The sequence below is a fragment of the Bradyrhizobium sp. RD5-C2 genome (assembly GCF_019972155.1).
Classification (GTDB): domain Bacteria; phylum Pseudomonadota; class Alphaproteobacteria; order Rhizobiales; family Xanthobacteraceae; genus Bradyrhizobium.
Genome location: NZ_BOVL01000007.1, coordinates 1 through 14284, shown reverse-complemented (window position 1 = coordinate 14284; position 14284 = coordinate 1). Strand labels below are relative to the sequence as shown.

14 protein-coding genes and 1 tRNA gene are annotated in these 14284 nt (G+C 64.3%); 5 read left to right on the top strand and 10 right to left on the bottom strand.

The genetic code is table 11. The features are described 5' to 3' along the window. Window positions 1-308: 308 nt before the first annotated feature. The 7 genes from BraRD5C2_RS05565 to BraRD5C2_RS05535 form a co-directional block, all read right to left on the bottom strand. Window positions 309-1262, bottom strand: coding sequence for a 2-hydroxyacid dehydrogenase (locus BraRD5C2_RS05565; protein WP_223967327.1), 954 nt, complete (start codon window positions 1260-1262; stop codon window positions 309-311). A 188-nt stretch (window positions 1263-1450) separates the two neighbouring features. Continuing rightward, window positions 1451-2143, bottom strand: coding sequence for a 50S ribosomal protein L1 (gene rplA, locus BraRD5C2_RS05560; RefSeq protein ID WP_029081784.1), 693 nt, complete (start codon window positions 2141-2143; stop codon window positions 1451-1453). Between the two features lie 6 nt (window positions 2144-2149). Further along, window positions 2150-2578, bottom strand: a complete 429-nt coding sequence (gene rplK / locus BraRD5C2_RS05555; RefSeq protein WP_066499365.1) for a 50S ribosomal protein L11 — start codon at window positions 2576-2578, stop codon at window positions 2150-2152. Between the two features lie 130 nt (window positions 2579-2708). Then, window positions 2709-3242: a transcription termination/antitermination protein NusG gene (gene nusG, locus BraRD5C2_RS05550; protein ID WP_021081670.1), complete on the bottom strand. Its 534-nt coding sequence runs from the start codon at window positions 3240-3242 to the stop codon at window positions 2709-2711. A gap of 20 nt (window positions 3243-3262) precedes the next feature. After that, window positions 3263-3454: a preprotein translocase subunit SecE gene (gene secE, locus BraRD5C2_RS05545; RefSeq protein ID WP_223967326.1), complete on the bottom strand. Its 192-nt coding sequence runs from the start codon at window positions 3452-3454 to the stop codon at window positions 3263-3265. A gap of 332 nt (window positions 3455-3786) precedes the next feature. Further along, entirely contained in the window at window positions 3787-5400 is a 1614-nt protein-coding gene (locus tag BraRD5C2_RS05540; RefSeq protein WP_223967325.1) for an acyl-CoA synthetase, read from the bottom strand. Window positions 5401-5465: 65 nt separating this feature from the next. After that, on the bottom strand, window positions 5466-6230 hold the full coding sequence (locus BraRD5C2_RS05535; protein WP_223967324.1) for a FadR/GntR family transcriptional regulator: 765 nt from the start codon (window positions 6228-6230) through the stop codon (window positions 5466-5468). A gap of 187 nt (window positions 6231-6417) precedes the next feature. Between BraRD5C2_RS05535 and BraRD5C2_RS05530 the strand changes: the two genes are divergently transcribed. After that, window positions 6418-7623 (top strand): ABC transporter substrate-binding protein, encoded by a 1206-nt coding sequence (locus BraRD5C2_RS05530; protein WP_223967323.1) that lies wholly within the window; start codon window positions 6418-6420, stop codon window positions 7621-7623. A 64-nt stretch (window positions 7624-7687) separates the two neighbouring features. Here the strand turns inward: BraRD5C2_RS05530 and BraRD5C2_RS05525 are convergent. After that, a tRNA-Trp gene (locus BraRD5C2_RS05525) sits at window positions 7688-7763 on the bottom strand. 169 nt (window positions 7764-7932) lie between these two features. Between BraRD5C2_RS05525 and BraRD5C2_RS05520 the strand changes: the two genes are divergently transcribed. Then, window positions 7933-9156, top strand: coding sequence for a serine hydrolase domain-containing protein (locus tag BraRD5C2_RS05520; RefSeq protein ID WP_223967322.1), 1224 nt, complete (start codon window positions 7933-7935; stop codon window positions 9154-9156). A 174-nt stretch (window positions 9157-9330) separates the two neighbouring features. Here the strand turns inward: BraRD5C2_RS05520 and BraRD5C2_RS05515 are convergent, their stop codons facing one another. Continuing rightward, window positions 9331-10098, bottom strand: coding sequence for an SDR family NAD(P)-dependent oxidoreductase (locus BraRD5C2_RS05515; protein ID WP_092115009.1), 768 nt, complete (start codon window positions 10096-10098; stop codon window positions 9331-9333). A 76-nt stretch (window positions 10099-10174) separates the two neighbouring features. Continuing rightward, complete coding sequence (locus BraRD5C2_RS05510; protein ID WP_223967321.1) at window positions 10175-10882, bottom strand: histidine phosphatase family protein; 708 nt, start codon at window positions 10880-10882, stop codon at window positions 10175-10177. 153 nt (window positions 10883-11035) lie between these two features. Here BraRD5C2_RS05510 and BraRD5C2_RS05505 point away from each other — a divergent pair, with 153 nt between their 5' ends. The 3 genes from BraRD5C2_RS05505 to lepB all read left to right on the top strand — a co-directional run bounded on the left by BraRD5C2_RS05505 (window position 11036) and on the right by lepB (window position 14179). Continuing rightward, window positions 11036-11821 carry an SDR family NAD(P)-dependent oxidoreductase gene (locus BraRD5C2_RS05505; RefSeq protein WP_223967320.1) on the top strand — a complete coding sequence of 262 codons (786 nt, stop codon included), beginning with the start codon at window positions 11036-11038 and terminating at the stop codon, window positions 11819-11821. Window positions 11822-12211: 390 nt separating this feature from the next. Continuing rightward, a complete protein-coding gene (gene argE, locus BraRD5C2_RS05500; protein WP_223967319.1) occupies window positions 12212-13381 on the top strand; it encodes an acetylornithine deacetylase in 1170 nt (389 codons plus the stop codon). A 39-nt stretch (window positions 13382-13420) separates the two neighbouring features. After that, a complete protein-coding gene (gene lepB, locus BraRD5C2_RS05495) occupies window positions 13421-14179 on the top strand; it encodes a signal peptidase I (RefSeq protein ID WP_223967318.1) in 759 nt (252 codons plus the stop codon). Window positions 14180-14284: the final 105 nt, after the last annotated feature.

The following is a 14284-nucleotide window of genomic DNA, read 5'->3' as shown; positions in this document are numbered from 1 at the left end:
ACACGAAGTTCTCGCGGGCGCCTGCAGTCTCGGACAGGATCGGGCTATCGGCCGAGGCCGAACACCCTGCTCTCATTCCGTTTGAGGCGACGGGTTTCCTTCCTTTCGAGCATCCTTGCGGGCATGCGGAAAGGAATGATCTCCTATCACCTCAGGTTTTCGGAATGCGAGCACGGACCTGCCAGCAAGTGCCAGCACGCCCGGAAGCCGCTATGTAACCGGTCCCGCCCTGCTTGCCAAGAGCAAATTTCAGACCAGTTTCATATTGCGGCCGGTGAATCGGTTCCGGGGCCGGAACCGGCAGCCGCTCAGGCACCCCTTACCTCAAACGGCAGCGGCTTGCCGGCGAAGAACGCGTCGAGATTGGCGAGCACGCAGTCCTGCATCGCCACGTGCGATTCCAGGGTGTGGCCGCCGATATGCGGCGACAGCACGACGTTCGGCAGCGCCGTCAGTTCGTCCGGCGCGTGCGGCTCCCTGGCGAACACATCGAGGCCGGCGCCCGCGATCGACTGATCGGCAAGGGCCGCCACCAGCGCCTTCTGGTCGACGACGGAGCCGCGCGAGATATTGACCACGATCCCGTTGCTGCCGAGCCGGCGCAGGATGTCGGCATTGACGGCATGGACGGTGTCCGCGCCGGCGCGCACCGCGATCATCAGCACGCTGCACCAGTCGGCGAGCGCCTCGAGGCTCGGAAAGTGCTGATACGGCACGTCCTGCCGTGACCGGCTGAAATAGCCGACCTCGGTCTCGAACGCCGCGACCCGCGCCGCGATCTTGCGGCCGATCTCGCCGAGACCATACACGCCGACCTTGCGGCCGCGCATGCCGGCCTGCGGCCGCATCATCGGCGACGGCTTGGCGCCGATCCAGTCGCCGCTGCGGACGTAATTATCGACGACCGGCAGTCGGCGGACCGCCGCCAGCATCAGCGTCACCGCGATGTCGGCAACCGATGCGGCGTTGGCGCCGGGGCTGTGGCCAACCGCAATGCCGCGCTTCGCAGCGGCGGCAAGATCGATCCCCTCGTATCCAGTGCCGTAGCAGATGATCGCGCCGAGCTTCGGCAGCACGTCCATCGCCTCGCCGCCAAGTGTCGTGCCGCCCGACGTGATCATTGCCCGGATCTCGCCAAGCTCCGCCGCCGGAAACAGCTCGGTCGGCGGCTTGCCCGCGGCGTTCAACAGCTCGTAGCGCTCGCCGAAGCGCACCAGCTCGTTTCTCGGAAAGCGCGAATAGACCAGGACCTTGTCAGGCATTGTTGTTGTTTCCTGCGAGCGGCTTCACCTGGAGCCTTTTCCATTCCGCTTGAATCGGAACCAGGCTTTGGATTCGTGTTTCTTCACGCGAAGCCGGTAGCCGCTTCACGCGAAAACGCTCCGGCAAAACAAAGGGCGGAACCGGTTGCCCGATCCCGCCCCTGTTTATCTCGTCACGACGAAAGACCTCAGCCGAGGATCGTGCCCGGCTCGACCTTCACGCCCGGGCCCATGGTGGAGGAAACCGCCACGCGCTGGATGTAGGTGCCCTTGGAACCCGCCGGCTTCGCCTTGGAGACCGCGTCGGCGAGCGCCTTGACGTTCTCGACCAGCTTGTCCTCGGAGAACGAGGCCTTGCCGATGCCGGCCTGCACGATGCCGGCCTTCTCGACGCGGAACTCGACCGAGCCGCCCTTGGCGCCCTTCACGGCGTTGGTGACGTCCATGGTCACGGTACCGATCTTCGGGTTCGGCATCATGCCGCGCGGACCGAGCACCTTACCGAGGCGGCCGACCAGCGGCATCATGTCGGGAGTGGCGATACAACGATCGAAGTCGATCGCACCGCCCTGCACCTTCTCGACCAGGTCTTCGGCACCGACGACGTCGGCACCGGCGGCCTTGGCTTCCTCAGCCTTGGCGCCGCGCGCGAACACGCCGACGCGGAGCGTACGGCCGGTTCCGTTCGGCAGGTTGACGACGCCGCGAACCATCTGGTCGGCGTGGCGCGGGTCGACGCCGAGATTGATCGCGATCTCGATCGTCTCGTCGAACTTCGACTTGGCGCGCTCCTTGACCATCTTGATGGCGTCCGCGAGCGGGTAGAGCTTCTCGCGATCAACACCCTCGCGGGCCTTCTTCAAACGCTTTCCGATTGCCATGGCCCGTTACCCCGCAACTTCCAGACCCATCGAACGGGCAGAGCCCTCGACCATCTTCATGGCCGATTCGATGGTGTCGCAATTCAAGTCCTTCATCTTCTTCTCGGCGATCTCGCGCACCTGCGCCTTGGTCACCTGGCCGGCCTTGTCGCGGCCCGGCGCCTTCGAGCCGGACTGGATCTTGGCAGCCTGCTTGAGGAAGAACGACATCGGGGGCGTCTTCATCTCGAAGGTGAACGAACGATCGGCGTAGATCGTGATCACCACCGGGATTGGGGTATTCTTCTCTTCCTTCTGGGTCTGCGCGTTGAACGCTTTGCAGAACTCCATGATGTTGAGACCGCGCTGACCAAGCGCGGGACCGATCGGGGGCGAAGGATTCGCCGCACCGGCCGGGACCTGAAGCTTCAGGTATCCGGTCACTTTCTTTGCCATTTATCACTCCTGTTGTGCCGGACGGTGCCGGCGGTTTCAGGTTCCGTGGTTCGGTTGAAGGGGCTGGCTACCGCCTCCTCCCTCCCACGGCCTCTCACTTGACGCGAGGCATATACCCCGCGCCGTCCGGTCAGACCACCTTTTCGACCTGACCGAATTCCAGTTCCACGGGGGTCGCACGGCCGAAGATCGACACCGCGACCTTCACGCGCGAGCGCGCCTCGTCGATTTCTTCCACCACGCCGGAGAACGAGGCGAACGGGCCGTCGGCCACGCGCACGTTCTCGCCGATTTCGAACGACACCGACGCCTTCGGACGCTCCACGCCTTCCTGCACCTGGTGCAGGATCCGCATCGCCTCGGCTTCCGAAATCGGCATCGGCTTGTTTTCCGCGCCGAGGAAGCCGGTCACCTTCGGGGTGTTCTTGATCAGATGGAACGCCTCGTCGGTCAGCTTCATCTTCACCAGCACATAGCCCGGGAAGAACTTGCGCTCGGCGTCGATCTTGCGGCCGCGGCGCACCTCGGTGACCTTCTCGGTCGGCACCAGAATCTGCTCGAACAGCTCTTCCAGCCCGCGCTGCTTGGCCTGCTCGCGGATCGATTCCTGAACCTTCTTCTCGAAGTTCGAATAGGCGTGAACGATGTACCAGCGCTTGTCCATCAATTGAGTTCCCATGCTCATCAGTGGATGCCCAGTATCAGGGTAATCAGATAGCGGATGATCTGATCTGCGGCGAAGAAGAAGATGGAGGCCAGCGCCACCATCACGAACACCATGATGGTGGTGATGGTCGTCTCGCGGCGCGTCGGCCAGGTGACCTTGTTGGTCTCCGAGCGCACTTCCTGCAGGAATTTGAACGGGCTGAAAGCCATCGTGAGATCCGCATCCGTTTCCGGACGATTTGCAACGTTTCAAGGAATCCGAACAGCCGACCTTGCGGACCCAGCCCTCGTTTGGAAGGTTGAGCCGATAAACGAGCTCGAATGTTCGGGGAATTAGGCCGCGCCGGATATCCGCGATCAAAGCGGGCCGGCTGCGAGTGGGCGGTATCTACTGCGAGACCGGCCAAAGGTCAAGGTCGGCGGGGTCGCGCCCCACCCCGGTCGGGACCGCGGCAGGCCGGAACGGGGCCTCTCGAATCAAGCACTTAGGCTGATGGCACGAGGTCCGTTGCCCCGGCCGCCCACCGCGGTGGCCGGGTGGATCACCCGGCAAAGCTCTTCTGGACCGCCTGATCCAGCGTGGCGCCGCCGACATAGCGCTGGCGCAGCTCGCGCTTCAGCAGCTTGCCGCTCGGGTTCTTCGGCAGGGCATCCACGAAGATGACCCGCTTCGGCACCTTGAAATGGGCCATCGACGCCGCGCAGTGCTTGATGACGGCGTCGGCATCGAGGCTCGCGCCGGCCTTGACCACGACGATCGCGGTTACCGCCTCGATCCAGCGCGGATCAGGCAGCCCGACCACCGCGACCTCCGAGACCCCGGGCAGCCGGTAGATCATCTCCTCGACCTCGCGGCTCGCGACATTCTCGCCGCCGCTCTTGATCATGTCCTTCACGCGGTCGACGACGGTGATGTAGCCGTCGGCATCGACGGTCGCGAGATCGCCGGAATGAAACCAGCCGCCGGCAAACGCCGCCGCGGTCTTCACCGGATCGTTGTAGTAGCCGGACAACAGATGCGGCGAGCGATGCACGATCTCGCCGACCTCCCCGACCCCGACGTCGGTCATGTCCGGCTTGACCACCCGTGTCTCGACATTGATCGCGGGCTTGCCGGCCGAGCCCGCCTTCGGCAGCTGGTGCTCCGGCGCCAGCACGGTGGCGAGCGGCGCGATCTCGGTCTGGCCGTAGAAATTCCAGAATTTTACGTCGGGCAGACGCCGCTGCAATTCGAGCAGCACTTCGACCGGCATGATCGAGGCGCCGTAATAGCCCTTGCGCAAGGTCGACAGATCGGTGCGATCGAACGCGCCCGAGCGCAGCATCGCGATCCAGATCGTCGGCGGGGCGAAGAACGCATTGATCTTGTGGGCCGCGATCAGCGCCAGGACATTGTCGGGCACCGGCTTGCCGGTAATGAGACTGGTGGCGCCGAGATAGATCGCGGGCCCCAGGAAGACGTCGAGCTGCGCGCAGTGATAGAGCGGCAGCGCGTGCAGCACGGTGTCGTCGGTCGCCATGCCGCCGTCGATAATGCAGCTGACATACTGCCACATGACGGCTTCATGGGTCAGGATCGCGCCCTTCGGCAGCGACTCCGTGCCGCTGGTGTAGATGATCTGCGCGGGATCGCGGCTGTCGACGGCGGCATCGGGCGCCGAGGCGTCGCTGTGCAGCAGGCTCTCGAATGTCGTGATGCCGTCAGGCGCGATGGCCGGATCCTCGCCGGGCAGCCAGACCAGGGTTTCGACCGCCGAGCCCTTGGTGGCCGCCGCGTGCGCGGTCTCCACAAAATCGGCGCCGACCGCGAGCAGCTTCGCGCCGGAATTGGCGAGGATGAAATTGATCTCGTCGGGATTGAGCATGAAGTTGATCGGCACCAGGATCGCGCCGATCCGCGCCACCGCGAAGCGCAGCGCGGCGAAGCCGTGCGAGTTGCGCGACAGCACTGCGACGCGGTCGCCCTTCGCAACGCCAAGGCCGAGCAACCCGCGTCCGAGCCGATTGCAGATCGCGTCCATCTCGGCAAAAGTCCAGCTCACCTCGCCGCAGATCAGTGCGGTCTTGTTGGGGTAACGCTTGGCCGACCGGCGCAACAGGTCGCCGATGCTGTGCTCGCGCGCACGCTGGATGGTTGCTGCGATGTCTCCACTCATTTGAGTCCCTCCCGAATGTGCTTTTTGTCGTTGTCTTGTCTTTGTCGCTCTTCGCCTTGCCGTCCCTATTGCCGGGCGGCGTAAGCGTGTTCCATGTAGGTGTGCTCGACTGAGCGATCGAGCGAGGCGATCTTCTCGAAGCCGCGCCGCCAGTCCTGCAAATGCCGCCGCGTCCACAGCACGCCGGCCTCCTTGTCGCGCCGCGTGATCGCATCGAGGATGTGGCGGTGCGCCTCGACGAGCCGCGCGCCGCCCTCCGGCACGCCGCCGACGATCATCTCGGTAGTCGGAAAGAACAGCTGCGCGGCGGGCTCGCGGGCGAGCTGCAGCACGCGGTTCTGCGAGGCCTTGGCCATCAGCACGTGGAATTCCGCATCGAGCTCGGCGAGATCGGCGGGATTGCCGACCACCGCGGCACTGCGCTCGAGATTGCCGGCAAGGTCGGCGATGTTCTCATCGGTCGCACGCTCCACCGCGCCCTCGACGCTCGCGACCTCCAGCGTCATCGAGGTCTCGAACAATTCGCGGAACGTCACCTCGTGCAGGATCAGCGCGCGCGAGAGTCTTGTGGCGAGCTTGTTGTAGCGCGGCAGGCAGGCCTGCAGGCGGCGGCTGGAATCACGGCAGATTAGCCCGCCCTCCTCGAGCACGCGAATGCCTTCGCGCACCGTCGAGCGGTTGACGCCGAACTGCGCGACCAGCTGCTGCTCGGTGCCGATCGGCTCGCCCGGCTTGATCCGGCCGTTGACGATCTCGCGTTCGATCGCGTCCGCGACCTTCTGGTACGCGGGCGCGACGTCGATGCGCCGGAACAGCGGCGTGGCGGACATCCTCAACTCCCCGGGGCTTCCCGATTGTCGTTTGTCGGACAAAGCATAGGCCAAGCCATTTGTAGCGTCAAATCGGCTATATTTGGCGGAATTGTCGCACCCGGCCGGGCCGGAATTGACAGCGGAACCGGCCAAATCTAGCTTTGTCGGACAAACCGATAAGAACACCCCGGGGAGGTCCATCACCATGAAATCCATCGTCACGAATCTGTCCGCCGCCGGCCTGATCGCCGGCGCGCTGGCGGGACCCGCGCTTGCACAACAGACGCCGCTCAAGATCGGCGTACTGACCGATTTCCAGTCGGTCTATTCGGACATCGGCGGCGCCGGGAATGTCGAGGCCACCAAGATGGCGATCGAGGAGTTCGGCGGCTCGATGTTCGGCAAGCCGATCGAGCTCGTCACCGCCGACGCCCTCAACAAGGCCGACGTCGCCGCCACCATTACCCGCAAATGGTACGAGGCCGAGAACGTCGACATGATCATCGACATGCCGACCTCGGCGACTGCACTCGCCGGCATGGAGATGTCGAAGCAGTTCGAGAAGATCATGATCGTGACGGATGCGGCGAGCTCCGACATCACCGGCAAGTCCTGCTCGCCCTACACGCTGCACTGGACCTACGACACCTACGCCAACGCCCACACAGTCGGCAGCGCGATCGTCAAGAACGGCGGCGACAGCTGGTTCTTCATCACCGCCGATTACGTGTTCGGCCATTCGATCGAGCGCGACACCGGCGACGTGGTCCGCGCCGCCGGCGGCAAGGTGCTCGGCAGCGCCCGGCATCCGCTCAACACACCGGACTTCTCGTCCTTCCTGCTGCAGGCGCAGTCGTCGAAGGCGAAGATCGTCGGTCTCGCCAATGGCGGCGGCGACACCATCAACGCAATCAAGCAGGCCGCCGAATTCGGCATCGTCGCGGGCGGACAGAATCTCGCCGGCATCGTGATGTTCATCTCGGACATCCACAGCCTCGGGCTGAAGCTCGCCCAGGGCCTGATCATCACCGAAGCCTACTACTGGGATCTCAACGACCGCACCCGCGCCTTCGGCAAGCGCTTCTTCGAGCGCATGAAGCGGATGCCGACCATGAACCAGGCCGCGACCTACAGCGCCACCCTGCACTACCTCAACGCGGTGAAGGCCGCCGGCACCAAGGAGACCAAGCCGGTGCTGGCGAAGATGCGCGCGACCCCGGTGCGCGATGCCTTCACCGACAATGGCGTGGTGCGCGAGGACGGCCGCATGGTGCACTCGATGTTCCTGTTCGAGGTCAAGAAGCCCGAGGAATCGAAGGCGCCGTGGGATTACTATAAGGTGCTCGCCGAGGTGCCCGGCGACCAGGCGTTCCGGCCGCTGAAGGACGGCGGCTGCCCACTCATCAAGTGAGTGAATAGAATCATGGCCGGGGTCCAGGACCTCGGCCAACACATTCAAATGATTGGGTAAAAGCTGGCAGGAGTGGCAGGGCTCGAACCTGCGACCCCCGGTTTTGGAGACCGGTGCTCTACCAATTGAGCTACACTCCTGCAGGGAACCAGCGTCGCCGCCGGTTCGCGCCGTTTCAAGCACAGGGCATGGCCGGTTTGCAAGGGCGAAGCGGTGAAGCTTCTGTTCATTGCAAAACTTCTGCGCCAGACTTCGGCCATCACTCCACGTCGGCGCTCCGCCGCAAGAATCAAGAACCCGGGAGAGACCATGAACGCCCAGACCGCCACCAAGCACGCCGCCAGTCAAACCACCCCGTCCCTCCCCCTCGCCAAACCCGAATCGATCGGGCTGTCGAGCACGCGGCTGCGGGCCCTGTCCGACACCTTCAAGCGCGAGGTCGACAAGGGAACCGCGCCCGGCTTCACGGTGCTGGTGGCGCGGCGCGGCCAGATCGGCTGGTTCGACGCGATCGGCCGGCAAAGCCCGACCGCTTCTGCCCCGATGACGCATGACACGATCTTCCGCATCTTCTCGATGACCAAGCCGATCGTTTCGATCGGCATCATGATGCTGCTGGAGGACGGCCACTTCCTGCTCAACGATCCCGTCGCGAAGTTCATCCCCGAATTCGCCGAGACCAAGGTCGGTGTCGAGCACAACGGAAAGCTCGAGCTGGTCCCCGTGCAGCGGCAGATGACGATTCAGGACCTGCTGCGCCACACCTCGGGTCTGACGTATGACCACACCGGCAACGGGCCGGTGCAGCAGCTCTATCAGCAGTCGCGGCTGCGCAGCCGCAAGATCACCAATGCCGAGCACGCCACCATGCTGGCCGGCATGCCGCTGATTTGCCAGCCCGGCGCCGAGTGGAACTACAGCCGCTCCACCGACATCCTCGGCCGCATCATCGAAGTCGTCAGCGGCAAGACGCTCGGCGAATTCCTCACTGAGCGCATCCTCGCCCCGCTGCAGATGAACGAGACCGCCTTCCACACGCCGGAAGCCAATGCCGGCCGGCTTGCCGAGGCGTTTGCGAACGATCCCTGGACCAATGAGAAGGTGCAGCTGTTCAACATGCTGGAGAAGCCGGCGATGGAATCCGGCGGCGGCGGACTGGTGTCGACCACGATGGACTACGCCCGCTTCGCGCAGATGCTGCTGGGCGGCGGCGCGCTCGACGGCACCAGGATCATCGGCCGCAAGACGCTCGAATTCATGGCCTCAGATCACCTCGGCGCCGGCGTCAAGGTCCAGGGCACGCTGGTGTCGCCCGGCCACAGCTTCGGCCTCGGCTTCGCGGTGCGCATGCAGCAGGGCATCGCGCCGTTCTCCGGCTCGGTCGGCCAATACTTCTGGAGCGGCATGGCCGGCACGTTCTTCTGGATCGATCCGCGCGAAGACCTGATCGCGGTCTTCATGATGCAGGGCCCGGGCCAGCGCGAATATACCCGCTCGCTGGTGCGCAACGGCGTGTATGCGGCGGTGGAGTGAGGCGAGCACGCCTCGCTCCACATCCAAGACCGTCATCGCCCGGCTCGACCGGGCGATCCAGTACGCCGCGGCCCCTCGGCTCAATAATGACTGCCTCTGGAATACTGGATCACCCGCTTTCGCGGGTGATGACACGTTGAGTATGTGGCGCGCTTTGCGCACCAACAACGCGCGTCAGCTGATCGTCGCACCGCCGTCGATCACGATGGTCTGGCCGGTGAGGAAGTCGCCGGCGCGCGAGCCCATCAACACTGCGGCGCCCGCGATCTCGTCAGGCACGCCGATGCGCAGCAGCGGCGAGCGCGCGGTCGAGGCCTTCAGCGTGTCCGGATTGTCCCAAAGCGCCTTGGCGAAATCGGTCTTGATCAGGCCCGGCGCGATGCAGTTCACGCGAATATTGTGCTTGCCGTATTCGCAGGCGAGGTTGCGCGCGAGCTGCATGTCGGCGGCCTTCGAGATCGCGTAGGCGCCGAGCACGGTCGAGCCCTTGAGGCCGCCGATCGAGGACACGATGATGATCGAGCCGTCCTTGCGCTCGATCATCTGCGGCACCACCATCGAGATCAGCCAGTTGTTGGCGACGATGTTGTTGTCGAGGATCTTGCGGAACTGATCGTCGGAGATGCCGGCGAGCGGACCGTAATACGGGTTCGATGCCGCGTTGCAGACCAGCACGTCGATCTTGCCGAAGGCGCGATTGCTCTCGTCGACCAGGTTCTGCAGGTTTTCCTTCGATGAGATGTTGGCGGCGATCGCAACCGCGGTGCCCTTGCCGAACTTGCCGTTGATATCGCCCGCGACCTGCTCGCAGACGTCGGCCTTGCGCGAGGAGATCACGACCTTGGCGCCGTGCTCGGCCATGCGCTCGGCAATGGCGAGCCCGATGCCGCGCGTCGAACCGGTGATGACGGCGACTTTTCCCTTCATGTCGAACAAGGTCATGTTTCTCTCCCAGGTGTGAAGTGTTTGAATACTGCGGTTGAGCTTAGGCAGCGTTCCGATGTTGCGATAGCGGCAATCACGCAAGCTTGCTCGCCGGCCGGACTTCAGGTCCGGACGGTTGATGCATCGCGGCGTGGCGCGGATCGGCGATCCAGGGCTGCTGGTTCACCATCGGCAGCCGCCAGGTCGACAGGCCGATGCCTGCGATGTGATCGAGCCGCGTCACCGAGACATTGTCGATGTCGAATGACAGGCCCCGGTCGGGCTGGCCGCCGAGCGCGAGACCGACCGCAGCGCGGATCACGCCGCCATGGCCGACCGCGATAATGTTCTTGCCCGGCTCTGCCGCCGTGATCCGCACGATCGTGCGGCAAACCCGCGTGTAGAGATCCATGAAGCTCTCGCCGCCGGGCGCGGGCTCGTTGACATCGGCAAACCAGCTTCTGCCGGGCGGCTGGCTCGCGAGCAGCGCGGCGCGGTTCATACCCTGCCACTGGCCGAGATGCTGCTCGGCGAAGTCGCGTTCCTGCGTCATGTTGGCCGGCTTCGGAAAGCCGGCGGCCCAGATCGCTTCCGCGGTCTTGTGCGTGCGCTTCAAATTGCTCGAATACCACACCGCATCGCGTGGCAGCATCTTGGCGACTGCCTCGAACACTTCGACGTCGCCGGTGTCGCAATCGATATCCTCTTGTCCGTAGATGTTGCCGCCGTCGCTGCGCACCGGCGCGTGGCGAACCCACCACCACCGCGTCACCGTCACGTTAGGCTTGTCTGGATTGGACATCGGATGAGCCCTTCAATACTGTCCCCCGTCGCTGTACGTCACGCCGCACATCGTCTCAAGTGCTTCGGACGTTTGAAATTTTGTTTGAATTCCGTCGCGCGGCAGACGCGCCAAGGATCACTCGAACTAACCATGTGAGCAGGGAGAAAAACCATGGGCCGCCTCGAAGGCAAATCCGTCATCATCACCGGCGCTGGAAGCGGCATCGGCCGCGCCGCCTCGCTGCTGTTCACCAGGGAAGGCGCCAAGCTGATCGCGGTCGACCGCACCGAGGGTGTGAACGAGACCGCCAAGCTGGTGCGCGATGCCGGCGGCACGGTCGAAGCCGTCACTGCGGATGCCGGCTCGGAGAGCGACGTGAAGGCCTTCATCGAGAAGGCGCTGTCGAAGTATGGCAAGCTCGATGCGATCTGGGCCAATGCCGGCGTCAGCGGCGGCCTCGTTCCGCTCGCCGACCAGACCCCGGAACATTGGCATGAGGTGCTGCGCGTCAACCTGATCGGGCCGTTCCTCGCGATCAAGCATTCGATCCCGCACATGACCAAGCAGGGCTCCGGCTCGATCGTCTGCACCGCCTCCGTCGCGGGCCTGAAGTCCGGCGCCAGCGGACATCCCTACGGCGCGAGCAAGGCCGGCGTCATCAGCCTGGTGCAGACCACGGCCTACTCGCTCTCCGGCACCGGCGTGCGCATCAACGCGGTCTGCCCGGGCCTGATCGAGACCGGGATGACCAAGCCGGTGTTCGATCGCGCCAAGGAGCGCGGCACCCAGGACAAGATCGGCCAGCTCAATCCGCTGAAGCGCCCCGGCCAGCCGCACGAGCTCGCCGCGATGGGATTGTTCCTGGCGAGCGACGAGGCGTCCTACGTCAACGGCCAGGCCATCCCGGTCGACGGCGGCCTCACCGCATCGATGCCGTATACGGGCAAGCCGATTTAGCAATGGCATTCTCTGTTCGCGGCGCAAGCCCGCGAATGGCGCGATGACGGCGCCACATCCACCACCGTCGTCCTGGCGAAAGCCAGGACCCAAAACCGCCAAACTTGATTGTGACCGGGAACGCGGCCCCAGCATCACGCAACAATTCTCATTTGGGGTAATGGGTCCTGGCTTTCGCCAGGACGACATCGAATGTGCCGCGCATCGAGAGCCGTAGGACGGGTAGAGCAAAGCTAAACCCACCATGTCACGGCGCGGATGCATTTTGATCGGCAGGCAACGGTCCGAATATTGCTTGGCGGCGGCAGGCAAACCAGCTGTTATACTTTGCTGGCAGGATCGCCGGCACATCAGCAATTCCCTGCACACTCCCTCGTATCCGAACAGGCAATGCAAAATCAACGCCCCGACCGTATCCGCAAGCTCCTGGCCGACCTCGTCGCGTTCGACACGGTCAGCGACCGCAGCAACCTGCCCCTGATCGACTACATCGAGCGCTACCTCGCCTCGCTCGGCGTCAGCGGACAGCGCATCGTCGATGAAACCGGACAGAAGTCCTCGCTATGGGTGACGGTCGGCCCCGAGGACAAACCCGGCCTGGTGCTGTCGGGGCATACCGATGTCGTGCCGGTCGCCGGACAGGACTGGAGCCACAACCCGTTCGAGCTCGTCGAGCGCGACGGGCGGCTGTACGGCCGCGGCACCACCGACATGAAGGGCTTTGTCGCGGTCTGTCTCGCGATGGTCCCGGAAATGCTCGCGGCCGATCTGAAGACGCCGATCAACCTTGCGATTTCCTATGACGAGGAGATCGGCTGCGTCGGCGTGCGCCCGATGCTGCGCGAGGTCGCACGCAAGCCGATCAAGCCGCTCGGCTGTTTCGTCGGCGAGCCGACCCAGATGCAGGTGATCATCGGCCACAAGGGCAAGCACGGCGTGCGCGCCACGTTCCGCGGGCTCGCCCGCCACTCCTCAATCGCGCCCGACGGCGTCAACGCCATCGAATACGCCGCCGACCTGATCACCGAAATCCGCCGCCGCGCCGCGTTGCTGGCCGCGGATGCCGAGCGAGACAGTCTCTATGACGTCGCGCATTCGACCCTGCTCACCAGCATCGTGCATGGCGGCGCCGCACTGAACATCGTGCCCGACAGTTGCGTGGTGGAGTTCGAATGCCGCGGCGTCGGCATCACCGAGTCCCGACAGGTGACGGACGCGATCATCGCCTGGGCCAAGGCCGAGATCGAGCCTGCCATGCGCAAGCGCCATCCAGAGTGCGGCATCGATTTCGAGGAAATCCTCGACTACCCCGCGCTCGACACCGCAGCTGACGCTGCCATCGTCACCCTCGCCAAGCAGCTCGCCGGCCGCAACGACCACGCCAAGGTCGCGTTCGGCACCGAGGCCAGCCTGTTCGTCAGCATGGCGGATGTGCCGTCCGTGGTGGTCGGTCCCGGCGGAATCGCGCAGGCGCACACGCCGGATGAATTCGTCGAGATGTCGCAGCTCGAGGCCTGCAGCGAATTCGTCGCGCGGCTGATCGCGCATTGCGCGAAGTGATATTCTGCTGCGTAGGGCGTGAAACGGGAGCCCGGGACCATGTCGACCGAGAAAGAACGCCAGCAAGGCGGTGTGGCGGATACCCTCCGCGTGGCCGTGCAGGCGCTGATCATCGCGCTGGTGATCCGCACCTTCCTGTTCCAGTCCTTCAACATTCCGTCGGAATCGATGGAATCGACGTTGCTGGTCGGCGACTACCTGTTTCTCTCGAAGTACAGTTACGGATACACGCATTACTCCCTGCCGTTCTCGCCACCGCTGTTCTCCGGCCGCATCTTCGGCTCCGAGCCCAAGCCGGGCGATGTCGTGGTGTTCCGGCTGCCGAGCGACGACTCGATTGATTTCATCAAGCGGGTGATCGGCCTGCCGGGCGATCGCATTCAAATGATCGACGGTGCGCTGTACATCAATGGCACCGCGGTCAAACGCGAGCGGGTCGATGATTATGTCGATCGTGACGAGGGGCCGCGCCCGGTCCGCGTCAAGCGCTGGCGCGAAACCCTGCCGAACGGGGTCAGCTACGACACGCTCGATCGCATCGAGCGTTCCGAATACGACAACACACAGGTCTATGTCGTGCCGCCGGGACATTTCTTCGCGATGGGCGACAACCGCGACAACTCGGCCGACAGCCGCGTGCCGCCTGCGCGCGGCGGCGTCGGCTACGTGCCGTTCGAGAACCTGATCGGGCAAGCCAAGGTGATCTTCTTCTCGATCGGCAATGACGCGCCCGCGTGGCAAGTATGGCGTTGGCCAACTTCGGTGCGCTGGAACCGGCTGTTCACCGGCATTCACTGATGTTCGGTGCGTAAGGCGGGTTAGCTGTGGAATCTCAGGAGGTCGTCCATCGGAAGGCCGAGGCGGCTGATGGGTGGTTTGGCTTGCAGACTACCGTGCGGACGA

What these genes read in the sequence shown, in the direction of transcription:
- BraRD5C2_RS05535 (WP_223967324.1), bottom strand. Translation starts at nt 6,230, where the DNA reads ATGTCCGCCACGCCGCTGTTCCGGCGCATCGACGTCGCGCCCGCGTAC.
- argE (WP_223967319.1), top strand. Translation starts at nt 12,212, where the DNA reads ATGCAAAATCAACGCCCCGACCGTATCCGCAAGCTCCTGGCCGACCTC.
- rplA (WP_029081784.1), bottom strand. Translation starts at nt 2,143, where the DNA reads ATGGCAATCGGAAAGCGTTTGAAGAAGGCCCGCGAGGGTGTTGATCGC.
- BraRD5C2_RS05510 (WP_223967321.1), bottom strand. Translation starts at nt 10,882, where the DNA reads ATGTCCAATCCAGACAAGCCTAACGTGACGGTGACGCGGTGGTGGTGG.
- BraRD5C2_RS05540 (WP_223967325.1), bottom strand. Translation starts at nt 5,400, where the DNA reads ATGAGTGGAGACATCGCAGCAACCATCCAGCGTGCGCGCGAGCACAGC.
- secE (WP_223967326.1), bottom strand. Translation starts at nt 3,454, where the DNA reads ATGGCTTTCAGCCCGTTCAAATTCCTGCAGGAAGTGCGCTCGGAGACC.
- BraRD5C2_RS05530 (WP_223967323.1), top strand. Translation starts at nt 6,418, where the DNA reads ATGAAATCCATCGTCACGAATCTGTCCGCCGCCGGCCTGATCGCCGGC.
- rplK (WP_066499365.1), bottom strand. Translation starts at nt 2,578, where the DNA reads ATGGCAAAGAAAGTGACCGGATACCTGAAGCTTCAGGTCCCGGCCGGT.
- nusG (WP_021081670.1), bottom strand. Translation starts at nt 3,242, where the DNA reads ATGGACAAGCGCTGGTACATCGTTCACGCCTATTCGAACTTCGAGAAG.
- BraRD5C2_RS05505 (WP_223967320.1), top strand. Translation starts at nt 11,036, where the DNA reads ATGGGCCGCCTCGAAGGCAAATCCGTCATCATCACCGGCGCTGGAAGC.
- BraRD5C2_RS05515 (WP_092115009.1), bottom strand. Translation starts at nt 10,098, where the DNA reads ATGACCTTGTTCGACATGAAGGGAAAAGTCGCCGTCATCACCGGTTCG.
- lepB (WP_223967318.1), top strand. Translation starts at nt 13,421, where the DNA reads ATGTCGACCGAGAAAGAACGCCAGCAAGGCGGTGTGGCGGATACCCTC.
- BraRD5C2_RS05565 (WP_223967327.1), bottom strand. Translation starts at nt 1,262, where the DNA reads ATGCCTGACAAGGTCCTGGTCTATTCGCGCTTTCCGAGAAACGAGCTG.
- BraRD5C2_RS05520 (WP_223967322.1), top strand. Translation starts at nt 7,933, where the DNA reads ATGAACGCCCAGACCGCCACCAAGCACGCCGCCAGTCAAACCACCCCG.